11 protein-coding genes are annotated in these 11,384 nt (G+C 64.0%); 8 read left to right on the top strand and 3 right to left on the bottom strand.

The window, feature by feature from the left end; genetic code table 11:
• Positions 1–9 precede the first annotated feature (9 nt).
• Positions 10–789 carry a succinate dehydrogenase iron-sulfur subunit gene (locus tag DES43_RS02740; protein ID WP_035021841.1) on the top strand — a complete coding sequence of 260 codons (780 nt, stop codon included), beginning with the start codon at positions 10–12 and terminating at the stop codon, positions 787–789.
• A 119-nt stretch (positions 790–908) separates the two neighbouring features.
• Positions 909–1,544 (top strand): YceH family protein, encoded by a 636-nt coding sequence (locus DES43_RS02735; protein ID WP_035021838.1) that lies wholly within the window; start codon positions 909–911, stop codon positions 1,542–1,544.
• Positions 1,545–1,618: 74 nt separating this feature from the next.
• On the opposite strand, the gene DES43_RS02730 is transcribed toward DES43_RS02735, so the two are convergent.
• The 3 genes from DES43_RS02730 to DES43_RS02720 form a co-directional block, all read right to left on the bottom strand.
• Positions 1,619–2,056, bottom strand: coding sequence for an OsmC family protein (locus DES43_RS02730; protein WP_035022667.1), 438 nt, complete (start codon positions 2,054–2,056; stop codon positions 1,619–1,621).
• 191 nt (positions 2,057–2,247) lie between these two features.
• A complete protein-coding gene (locus DES43_RS02725; RefSeq protein WP_035021835.1) occupies positions 2,248–2,706 on the bottom strand; it encodes a YbaK/EbsC family protein in 459 nt (152 codons plus the stop codon).
• Positions 2,707–2,747: 41 nt separating this feature from the next.
• Complete coding sequence (locus tag DES43_RS02720) at positions 2,748–4,013, bottom strand: ubiquinone biosynthesis hydroxylase (RefSeq protein WP_133674800.1); 1,266 nt, start codon at positions 4,011–4,013, stop codon at positions 2,748–2,750.
• A gap of 101 nt (positions 4,014–4,114) precedes the next feature.
• Here DES43_RS02720 and DES43_RS02715 point away from each other — a divergent pair, with 101 nt between their 5' ends.
• From DES43_RS02715 to DES43_RS02690, 6 genes are all read left to right on the top strand, one after another.
• On the top strand, positions 4,115–4,978 hold the full coding sequence (locus DES43_RS02715; RefSeq protein ID WP_035022662.1) for an acyl-CoA thioesterase: 864 nt from the start codon (positions 4,115–4,117) through the stop codon (positions 4,976–4,978).
• Between the two features lie 204 nt (positions 4,979–5,182).
• A complete protein-coding gene (locus DES43_RS02710) occupies positions 5,183–5,521 on the top strand; it encodes a P-II family nitrogen regulator (protein WP_035022659.1) in 339 nt (112 codons plus the stop codon).
• Positions 5,522–5,553: 32 nt separating this feature from the next.
• Positions 5,554–6,906, top strand: a complete 1,353-nt coding sequence (locus DES43_RS02705; protein ID WP_035021830.1) for an ammonium transporter — start codon at positions 5,554–5,556, stop codon at positions 6,904–6,906.
• Between the two features lie 57 nt (positions 6,907–6,963).
• Positions 6,964–7,293 carry a hypothetical protein gene (locus DES43_RS02700; protein WP_133674798.1) on the top strand — a complete coding sequence of 110 codons (330 nt, stop codon included), beginning with the start codon at positions 6,964–6,966 and terminating at the stop codon, positions 7,291–7,293.
• Positions 7,294–7,332: 39 nt separating this feature from the next.
• Complete coding sequence (locus tag DES43_RS02695; RefSeq protein ID WP_035021828.1) at positions 7,333–8,430, top strand: porin; 1,098 nt, start codon at positions 7,333–7,335, stop codon at positions 8,428–8,430.
• Positions 8,431–8,681: 251 nt separating this feature from the next.
• The gene (locus tag DES43_RS02690; protein ID WP_035021826.1) at positions 8,682–11,333 is read left to right on the top strand and encodes an FtsK/SpoIIIE family DNA translocase; all 2,652 of its coding nucleotides are present in this window, start codon (positions 8,682–8,684) and stop codon (positions 11,331–11,333) included.
• The last annotated feature ends 51 nt before the right edge of the window (positions 11,334–11,384 follow it).

Raw genomic sequence — 11,384 nt, 5'->3', positions numbered from 1 at the left:
ATCTGAAAGATGGTCGAACTCACGCTCCCCAGGAACTCGCAGATCAGGCAGGGCAAGACCTGGCCGAAGCCGGAAGGCGCCACCAACCTGCGCGAATACCGCATCTATCGCTGGTCGCCGGACGACGACGAAAACCCGCGCATGGACACCTATTTCGTCGACATGGACGATTGCGGGCCGATGGTTCTCGACGCGCTGCTGTGGATCAAGAACAAGATCGATCCGACGCTGACGCTGCGCCGTTCCTGCCGCGAAGGCATCTGCGGTTCCTGCGCCATGAACATCGACGGCGCCAATACGCTGGCCTGCACCAAGGGCGCCGACGAGATCAGCGGACCGGTGAAAGTCTATCCGCTGCCGCACATGCCGGTGGTGAAGGACCTGGTGCCGGACCTCAACAACTTCTACGCCCAGCACGCCTCGATCGAGCCGTGGTTGCAGACCGTCTCGCCCGAGCCGGCCAAGGAATGGCTGCAGAGCCACGAGGACCGCGAGAAGCTCGACGGCCTCTACGAATGCATCCTGTGCGCCTGCTGCTCCACCTCGTGCCCGAGCTACTGGTGGAACGGCGACCGCTATCTCGGTCCTGCCGTGCTGCTGCAAGCCTATCGCTGGCTGATCGACTCCAGAGACGAAGCCAAGGGCGAGCGGCTGGACAATCTGGAAGATCCGTTCCGGCTCTATCGCTGCCACACCATCATGAACTGCACCCAGACCTGCCCCAAGGGCCTGAACCCGGCCAAGGCGATCGCGGAGATCAAGAAAATGATGGTCGAGCGCCGCGTCTGACCGCAACCGTTCGTCAAGCCGGCGCGAAAAGTTTGCGCCCCGGTCCCGATGGGTTATAGCAAGGCCGCTGCCGGAACACCGGCGGCGGCCTTTTTGTCTGGATCGGAGAGTTCGAAACGATGGATAGCGAAGGATTGCCCCAGCTCAGTACGCTCGAGGCCCGTATTCTGGGCTGTCTGATCGAGAAGAAGGAACTGACGCCGGACGTCTATCCGCTGACGTCGAATGCGCTCCTGGCAGCGGCGAATCAGAAGACGGCGCGCGAGCCGGTGATGGCGCTTGCACAGGCAGACATACTGCGTGGCCTGAAGATGCTGGAGCAGAAGGGTTTTGTACGCCAGATCTTCGCATCCCGCGTGGAGCGCTACGAGCATCTGATGGCGCAGAAATTCTCGCTGACCGTGCCGCAGACGGCGCTGCTCGGCCTGCTCATGCTACGCGGCCCGCAGACGGTGCACGAGCTGCTGGCGCGCTCGGAGCGCCTTGCCCGCTTCGCCTCTGCCGACGATCTGCGCACGGAACTCGACATGCTGATCGGCAAGCGCCCGCCGCTGGTGCAGGAAATCGGCCGCGGTCCCGGCCAGCGCGAGGACCGCTATGTCCATCTGCTGTGCGGGCCGGTCGATGTCGCAGCCCTTTCGGCAGCGTCGGGTCCGGTGGTCGTGGCCGCGGATGCGGAACTCGAAGCGCGCATTGCAGCGCTGGAGGACCAGGTGCGGCAACTCACCGAACGGCTGGATGCGCTGGGCGTCTGAAGCGCTTTCATGAAAAAAAAGCCCCGGATTTCCGGGGCTTTTTTGTTCGTTCCGGGAGGGGGCGGAACGGCGGTTCAGGCGAGTTTCGCGTCGAGCGAGACTTTTATCGCGCCCAGTGCTTTTGAAACGGGGCAGCCGCTCTTTGCCTTGTCGGCCAGTTCCCGGAACTTCGCTTCGTCGATCCCCGGCACCTTGCCGGTCAGGTTCAGCGCGCTTTCGGTGATTTCGAATCCGCCGCCGTCCGCCGGGCCGTAAGTGACGACAGCCTCAGCTTTCAGCTCCTCGGCCGGAGTGCCGTTCTCGGCCAGGAAGTGCGAGAGCTGCATGGCGAAGCAGCCGGCATGGGCGGCTGCGATCAGTTCTTCCGGATTGGTGCCCGACTTGCCGGCTTCGTCCTGAAACCGGCCCTTGAAGGAATAGGGCTGTTGGGCAAAAGCTCCGCTCTGGGTGTCGAGCGTGCCGGAACCCTCAGTCAGGGTGCCTTTCCAGACGGCGGTGGCGTGACGGTTCATGATCATCTCCTTCTGCCAGATCGGCAGGCGGCGCCTGCCTGAGGAACGAGATAGTGCGCGCGGCCGGCTTTGTAAGGCAAGGGCGGCTACAGCATGTCGCGTTCAAGCGAAATCAGGTGATGTGCTTCAAGTCCCTGCTTTACGCATGTTGTTCTCCCAGAATCGGCTCCCGTTTTTTGGGGCGGCAGGCTTTACTGGCAGACATCCACCCATTCGGCGCCGGTCAGTTCGGAGAGCCGCCCGGTCGGCACGCGCACCGCCGCATTGGTGGCGCCGGCGGCAGGCACGACCTCCTCATAGGCGCGCAGCGAAACATCGCAATAGACCGGCAGCTCCGTGGCGAGGCCGAAAGGGCACACACCGCCGACGGGATGGCTGGTCAGCCGCACCACTTCCTCGGCGTCGAGCATGCGCGCCTTTGCTCCGAACCGGTCGCGGAACTTGCGGTTGTCGATGCGCGCGAGACCTCCGGCCACGATCAGCATGGGCTGCTCGCCGGCCCGCAGGCAAATGGTCTTGGCGATCTGCGCCGGCTCCACGCCATGCGCCGCTGCCGCAAGGGCCACCGTTGCCGAGCTTTCCTCGGTGACGACGACCTCGAGGTCGGGAGCATGGGCCCTGAAGAAGGCGCGGACGGAATCGAGGCTCATAGCCATCTCCTGAAGCGGACGTTTCGGAATTGGGGATCAGGTCAGAGAGGCTCGCCCCTCAAAAGCTTTGGCGTATGGCCGGCAAGGCCGGCGGCCTGACGGATGAAGTAGTCCTTCAGCCGGGGCAGGCGCTCGACAAGGCCCAGCCCGAAGTCGCGCGCGGCGCGCACGGGCGCTGCGTCGTTGGAGAACAGCCGTGTCAGAATGTCGGTGGTCACGCCCATCTGCACGGTGTCGAAGCGGCGCCATTGCTGGTAGCGCTCCAGCACGTCGAGTGCGCCGATGTCCTGCCCAAGCCGGTCGGCCTCGACGATCACTTCTGCAAGTGCTGCCACATCCTTGAGGCCGAGATTGAGGCCCTGTCCGGCAATGGGGTGGATGCCGTGGGCGGCGTCCCCGGCCAGTGCCAGGCGCGGGGCCACGAAGCTGCGGGACAGCGTGAGGCCGAGAGGCCAGGCGCGGGGCTTGTCCTCGACGCGGATCTCGCCAAGTTCGAGCCCGAAGCGGCGCTCCAGTTCGGCTTCGAAGATCATCTCGTCGCCATTGACCAGCCTTTCGGCTTCCTCGGTGCGCTCGGCCCAGACCAGCGACGAGCGGTTGCCCTTCAAAGGCAATATGGCGAAAGGGCCGGCAGGCAGGAAATGCTCGACGGCCCGGCCGTTGTGAGGGCGCTCATGCGCCACGGTGCAGACGATGCCGGACTGGCCATAGTCCCAGTGAACGGTCCTGATGCCGGCCATCTCGCGCAGTTTCGAGCGCACGCCGTCGGCGGCCACCAGCAGCCGTGCGCGCAGGGATGCGCCGTCGGCCAGTTGCACGGTGACGCCGCCGCCGTCCGCGTCGAAGCCGTGCACGCCGATGCCCTGTATGATGTCGATGCCGAGCTCGGCGGCCCGGTCGCGCAGGGCGCGGTTGAGGTCGCGGTTGGCGATCATGTGGGCGAAGGGCTCGCCAGGTGCAACCTCGCCGTCGAAGGTGAGGAACACCGGACGCACCGGATCGCCGGTGCGCGAATCAGTGATGATCATCTCGGTGATGGCCTGCGCGTGCGGCTCCACGCGGTGCCAGACGTCGAGCTGCTCCAGCATGCGGCAGGCGGCGGCGGCGATTGCGGAAGAACGGTTGTCCTTCTGCCAGACATCGGCCGGCGCGGCGTCGACCACGGCGATCCTGAGGCTGGGACGCGCATGTTTGATGGCGACGGCGCTGGCCAGGCCGACATATCCGGCGCCTGCGACGAGCACGTCGAGCTTGCCGGCGTCAGGCAATCCGTTCGCGGTTTTTGCCGCCTCGCTTGTTCCAGACATCGTCCAACCTCTCTTTCGGCCGCCTGCGGATATACAGCAGCCTTGACGTCATGCCCATCCTGTCGGACATCACAGGCCACGATAAGGCAGGGGACCAGACGATGACGACCGCCATGGATGAGCTTCTTTCCATTCTCGACCTCGAGAGGCTGGAGCACAATCTGTTCCGTGGTCGCAGCCCGGAGAGCGACTGGCAGCGCGTGTTCGGCGGCCAGACCATAGCGCAGGCGCTGGTTGCGGCCCAGCGCACCGTGGAGCCGGATCGGCATGCGCACTCGCTGCATGGCTACTTCATGCGCGCGGGAGATACCAAGTTGCCGATCGTCTATGAGGTCGACCGGATAAGGGATGGCGGCTCCTTCACCACGCGGCGCGTGGTGGCCACGCAGCACGGCCATGCCATCTTTTCGCTGGAAGCTTCCTTCCAGAAGGACGAGGAAGGGCTCGAGCATCAGGTGCCGATGCCGCTCGACGTGCCGGAGCCCGATTCGCTGATGTCGCAGCAGGAATTGATCGGCCGCTTCGGCGACAGCGTGCCGGAAGGCATCAGCCGCTACTGGCAGCGGCCACGGCCGGTGGAGATGAAGCCGGTGATGCTCAAGCATTACACAAGCCGCGAAAAGCTGGAGCCCATGCAGAACATCTGGATCCGCACCACGGGTCCGGTGCCGGACGACCGCGCCGTTCAGTCCGCGGTGCTGGCCTATCTCTCCGACATGACGCTGCTCGACACCTCGACCTTCGCCCATGGCCGCGCCGTCTTCGATCCAGACATCCAGGCCGCCAGCCTCGACCATGCCATGTGGTTCCACCGTCAGAACCCGCTGGACGACTGGATCCTGTATACGCAGGACAGCCCCTCGACGCAGGGCGGGCGCGGTTTCACCCGGGGTGCGCTGTTCGCCCGCGATGGAACCCTGATCGCTTCGGTCGCTCAGGAGGGCCTGATTCGCCTGCGTCGCTAGCCTTGATTTTATGCAGGCGCGAGATTCTGCACAAAAATTAATCTCCTGTGAAGCCGGCGCATCCTCCATGTGGGCCGGTCTTCAAATTTTATCCTTTTGAAATCAGCATGTTGAGCTTGTGCCGTCGCAACTGGCACGGAGCTTGATTGACCCTTTGTGCTGCCGGCCCGCGTCGGGCCGGTGCACCAGCAGAGGGTGAAGCTGATGAAAATCGTGATGGCTGTCATCAAGCCGTTCAAGCTCGACGAGGTGCGCGAGGCGCTGACTGCGCTCGGCATCGAGGGCCTGACCGTCACCGAGGTCAAGGGCTACGGGCGTCAGAAGGGGCATACCGAAATCTACCGCGGCGCCGAATACGCGGTGAGCTTCCTGCCGAAGATCAAGATCGAGGTCGCGGTTGCCGGCGACCTCGCCGACAAGGCCGTCGAGGCCATCCGCACTGCCGCCCGGACCGGCCAGATCGGAGACGGCAAGATCTTCGTCTTCGGCATCGATCAGGCCGTGCGCATCCGTACCGGCGAAACCGACACCGACGCCCTGTGATTCGGCGCGGTCGATTTATCATGGAGAGATCAATGAGTTTTTCTTCCACCCTCAGGAGAGCGGGGCTGCTGGGCCCGGCGGCTCTTGCCCTGTTCGGCCCGCTCGCGGCATCGGCACAGGAAACCGCCCCCGAGGCGACCGAGGCCGCCACGGAAGCGGCGGCTTCGGCGCTCAATTCCGGCGATACCGCCTGGATGCTGGTTTCCACCATCCTCGTGCTGTTCATGATCCTGCCCGGCCTCGCCCTGTTCTATGGCGGGCTCGTGCGGGCCAAGAACGTGCTGTCGGTGCTCATGCAGTGCACCATGATCACCGCCGCGGTGATCGTGGTCTGGGTGCTGTGGGGCTACTCCTTCGCTTTCGGCGGCAGCGAGAGCGCATTCTTCGGCGGCTTCGGCAAGCTGTTCCTTTCGGGCGTGACGCCGGAATCGGAATCGGGCTCCATTCCCGAGCTGGTCTTCATCTGCTTCCAGATGACCTTCGCCTGCATCACCCCGGCGCTGATCGTCGGTGGCTTCGCCGAGCGCGTGAAGTTCGGTGCGATCGTCCTGTTCGTCATCCTGTGGGTCAGCTTCGTCTACTTCCCCATCGCCCACATGGCGTGGGATGAGAACGGCCTGTTCTTCGGCTGGGGCACGATGGATTTCGCAGGCGGCACCGTCGTTCATATCAACGCGGGCATCGCGGCACTCGTCGGCGCGATCGTCATCGGCAGGCGTGCCGGCTACGGCAAGGAGAACATGGCGCCGCACAACCTGCCGCTGACGCTGGTCGGCGCGGCCATCCTGTGGGTGGGCTGGTTCGGCTTCAACGCCGGCTCAGCCCTTTCGGCCGGAGGCACGGCGGCGCTCGCCACGATCAACACCTTCACCGCCACCGCCGGCGCCGTCATCGCCTGGTCGCTCGTCGAGAAGGCGGTGCGCGGCAAGGCTTCGATGCTGGGCGGTGCGTCCGGTGTGATTGCGGGTCTCGTCGCGGTGACTCCGGCGGCGGGCTTCGTCGGCCCGGTGGGGGCGATCGTTCTCGGCGCGACCGCCAGCGTGGTGGCCTACTACTTCGTCGCCGTCGTGAAGATCAAGCTTGGCTATGACGATTCGCTCGACGTGTTCGGCATTCATGGTGTGGCCGGCATCGTCGGCGCCATCGGAACCGGCGTCTTCGCTTCCGGTTCGCTGGGAGGCGTCGGCTACGAAGAAGGCGTGACCATGGGCGCGCAGGTCTGGACGCAGATCCTTGCGGTTCTGGTCACCATCGTCTGGTGCGGGGTGATCTCGGCCATTCTCTACAAGCTGGTCGACATGCTCGTCGGGCTGCGGCCGACGGTGGAGGCCGAATCGCAGGGCCTCGACATCACCTCCCATGGCGAGGTCGCCTATCACTCATAACCGCCCCATCACTCATTAACCACCAAAGGGGAACGCCCCGCAAAGGGAGCAAACAGAGTGGACATGCTGCGGGTTCTGCCGTGGCTTTACTGGGGGCCGGTTCTGCCGGCCCTCTTTTTTTTGATTCATCCCCGATTCGAGCCGCCATCCCGGCAAATCGGCCCGGACAAGGCCCGAATGGTTAACGGGAAGTTTCCGCGCCCTGCAAAAACGTGGCGTTTGTGCAACACACCTTTCGGATATCAGCCGCAGAGGTTGCAGCGCGTTGCGTTCCTTGTTGAACGCGGCGGCCCGATGGGTAATGTCGGTTTCGAAGGAGAGGCGCGGTGCGCGTCTTTTTCGGTAGTGGGGATGGGGCAGGGAACGCTGTCCTTCAGCAAAGAATAGCCCAGACCCGTTTTTGAACTTTTGACTGGAGGTCAGAAAATGAACATCAAGAGCCTTCTTCTCGGCTCCGCTGCGGCTCTCGTCGCAGTCTCCGGTGCGCGCGCCGCCGACGCTATTGTCGTGGCCGAGCCGGAACCCGCTGAATACGTCCGCATCTGCGACGTCTACGGCGCTGGCTACTACTACATCCCGGGCACCGAGACCTGCCTCAAGATCGGCGGCTACCTGCGTTACGACATCGGCGTGGGCGACCTGTTCGGTATCGAGAGCGAAGATAAAGAAGACCACTTCAACCGTATCCACGACAACTACAACGATACCTACTTCAAGCGTATGCGCGCCCAGCTCACCTTCGACGCCCGTTCGGAGACCGAGTACGGCACTCTGCGTGGTTATATCGCCACGTACTTCCAGCGCGACTCGTTCAATAATCTCGCCTACACTGGCGACTCGTGGTCTGACACTCAGTCGGCTTGGGCTCTTGAGCATGCCATCATCCAGCTTGGTGGTCTGACCATCGCCTACACCGACTCGCTGTTCGAGACGCTCACCGACTCGGCCGGCTCCGTCATCAACGACGACATCGGCGTCAACTACACCCCGGGCAAGACCCATCTGATCGCCTACACCTTCGACGCCGGCAACGGCTTCTCGGCCACGGTCGGCGTGGAAGAAGGCTCGGGTGAACTCTACACCATCGACTCCTACGTCCCGCATGTCGTGGCTGGTGCCTCGTTCACGCAGGGCTGGGGTAAGATCGCCGGTGTCATCGGCTACGACTCCGTCTACGGTGAAGTTGCTGGTAAGGTCCGCGTCGACGTCAACGTCAACGAAGCTCTGAGCCTGTGGGTCATGGGTGGTATCGGCGACGGCGACAAGCTTAACTACTACGCGACTTGGGGTGGCGACTGGGCCATCTGGGGTGGTGGTAAGTATCGCTTCACCGAGAAGGCTGCTCTGGATGTTCAGCTCGCCTATGACGATGCTGAGACCTTCGGCGCTGCCGTTGGCGTCAACTACGAACTGGTCCCCGGCTTCAACATCCGTCCGGAAGTCGCTTACGAGCGCGTCAAGCTGATTGGTGGCGGCCACGAGGACGGCTGGGGTGGTTACCTCCGCTTCCAGCGTTCGTTCTAAGATCGGTTCTACCGTCTGAACAGAAGAACCCGGCAGGCAACTGCCGGGTTCTTTCTTTTGTGCCTGGCGGATGCTTGCTGTGTTGCGAGCATGGTCCTTCCGATGGCGTGGCATGTTGCGCGCAGCTTTTCGAGGTCGCTTCGCCTCAATCCTTCATGGTTAATGCGGCTTTAACCATCCCCTCGCTAGTTTGAACCTCAGAGTCTGTCCGGCAGTCATGCCGGCGCATCGCGACCGACGAGGATCAATTCATGCGTTCAGGGGCTACCGCACGGCTTGCGCTGGAAGAACCGGCCTATGGCGGCTTGCAGGCATTCGCGCGCCGGCAGGCCGGCCGGGCCACGGGAATCGCGCTGCTGGCTTTCGTCGCATTCGCCGTCGCAGCGCTGGCGACGTGGAATGTCGCGGACCCCAGCTTCAGCCATGCCACCGACACGCAGGTCACCAACGCCATGGGCTATGCCGGCGCGGTGTTTTCCGACCTCGCAATGCAGTTCTTCGGTCTTTCGGCAGTTGCCGGGCTTGTCCCCGCCGTGGTCTGGGGTTTCCTGTTGTTTTCCGGCCGCGGCGTCGATCGCATGCCGAAGCGGGCGCTTGGCTGGTTCGGATTTTCGCTGCTGGTCGCCGCAATGACTGGCTGTATCGCACCGCCGCCCACATGGCCTCTGCCCACCGGGCTCGGTGGCGTGTTCGGCGATCTTGTCCTCAGGCTGCCCGGCATGTTCACCGGCGGATATCCCACCGGTCTGTTCGCTGCCGGCGTTATTGCCGTTCTGGCTGTTCCGGCGTTGTGGCTGTTCGCCTATGGCGCCGGCCTTGTCCGGCGCCGCAACCGCTTCACCATCCCGCAACATGAAGAGGATGAGCACACCGATCCGGATTCCGTGCTGTTCGACAATGACGACGAGGATGAAGACGGCCGGGGCAGCCTCGTTCTTGGAATGCTGGCGCACTGGTGGATGTCGGCGCGTGGCTGGATGCATCGGCATGCGCCCTCGCGCCGGGCGGGGCACGACGACCATTTCGAACTACCGGCGCAGTCGCGCCGCAGCGCGTGGCGGCAGGCTGCGGAGCGCGTGGAATCGGCCGAAATGGAAGAGGCACGCATGATTCGCGGCGGCAGCGCCCGGGTCGAGCCGGAATTCTTTGCCGAGATGGTCAGGCAGCGCGCGCCGTCGCTGGATCCGCAGGATCGCGACGTATTCGACGATGTCGACGACGGCGCGTTCTATCCCGACGGCCAGCCGGTTCCGTCGCACGATGGAAACGCCCCGCATCTCCGCTCTCCCGAGGGGCCTGCCCGGGTCACGGCTCCCGCTTCCCGCCCCGCTCCGGGGGCCCGCGTGCAGCGCGAGGCGCAGACCTCGTTGATCGGAAGCGGCAGCTTCGAAATGCCGTCGCTGCATTTCCTGTCCAACCCGCCCAATGTCGTACGTGACGCCAGCCTGTCGACGGATGCGCTCGAGCAGAATGCGCGCCTGCTGGAAGGGGTGCTGGAGGATTTCGGCGTCAAGGGCGAGATCATTCAGGTTCGTCCCGGTCCGGTCGTCACACTCTATGAACTGGAGCCGGCCCCCGGCATCAAGTCGAGCCGCGTCATCGGCCTTGCCGACGACATCGCCCGCTCAATGAGCGCTATCGCTGCCCGTGTCGCCGTGGTTCCGGGCCGCAACGCCATCGGCATCGAACTGCCGAATGCGCGGCGGGAAACGGTCTATCTGCGCGAAATCCTCGCCAGCCGCGATTTCGAGACCAGCAAGGCCAAGCTGGCGCTGGCGCTCGGCAAGACCATCAACGGTGAAGCGGTGATCGTCGACATCGCCAAGATGCCGCATGTTCTGGTCGCAGGCACGACCGGCTCTGGCAAGTCGGTCGCCATCAACACCATGATCCTGTCGCTGCTCTATCGCATGACTCCCGAGCAGTGCCGCCTGATCATGATCGACCCGAAGATGCTGGAACTGTCGGTCTATGACGGCATCCCGCATCTGCTGACCCCGGTCGTCACCGATCCCAAGAAGGCGGTCGTGGCGCTGAAATGGACGGTGCGGGAGATGGAGGACCGCTACCGCAAGATGTCCAAGGTGGGCGTGCGCAACATCGACGGCTTCAATGCGCGCGTTGCCCAGGCGCAGAAGAAGGGCGAGCAGATCACCCGTACGGTGCAGACCGGTTTCGACCGCCAGACCGGCGAGGCGGTCTACGAGACCGAGCATCTCGACCTTGAGCCGATGCCCTATATCGTCGTCATCATCGACGAGATGGCCGACCTGATGATGGTCGCCGGCAAGGACATCGAGGGCGCGGTGCAGCGGCTGGCGCAGATGGCGCGGGCTGCCGGTATCCATGTCATCATGGCGACGCAGCGGCCTTCGGTGGACGTCATCACCGGCACCATCAAGGCCAATTTCCCGACCCGCATCTCCTTCCAGGTCACCTCCAAGATCGACAGCCGCACCATCCTTGGCGAGCAGGGCGCGGAACAGCTTCTGGGCATGGGCGACATGCTCTACATGGCCGGAGGCGGCCGCATCCAGCGCGTCCATGGCCCATTCGTGTCGGATGACGAGGTCGAGAAGGTGGTCGGGCACCTCAAGCTTCAGGGCGTGCCGCAATATCTCGACGCCATCACCGAGGACGACGAGGAGGACGATGAGCCTTCCGGCAAGGGCGGCGCGGGCGGCGGGAACTTCGAGGATTCGGACGATCCCTACGATCAGGCGGTCGCGGTCGTGCTGCGCGACGGCAAGGCCTCGACCAGCTACATCCAGCGCCGCCTCGGCATCGGCTATAACCGCGCGGCCTCGATCATCGAACGCATGGAGCAGGAGGGTATCGTCGGGCCGGCGAACCATGCCGGCAAGCGCGAAATCCTCGTGCCGACGGAAGAGGACAAGTTCTGACCCGGCCTCCTGAAGCGGTCAAACTTAAGCCCAAGTGACAGCGGATATGGG

The sequence above is a fragment of the Aquamicrobium defluvii genome (genome assembly GCF_004363725.1).
GTDB lineage: Bacteria > Pseudomonadota > Alphaproteobacteria > Rhizobiales > Rhizobiaceae > Mesorhizobium > Mesorhizobium defluvii.
The sequence above is the reverse complement of the archived record's forward strand: the minus strand, read 5'-3'. Positions and strand labels throughout refer to the sequence as shown.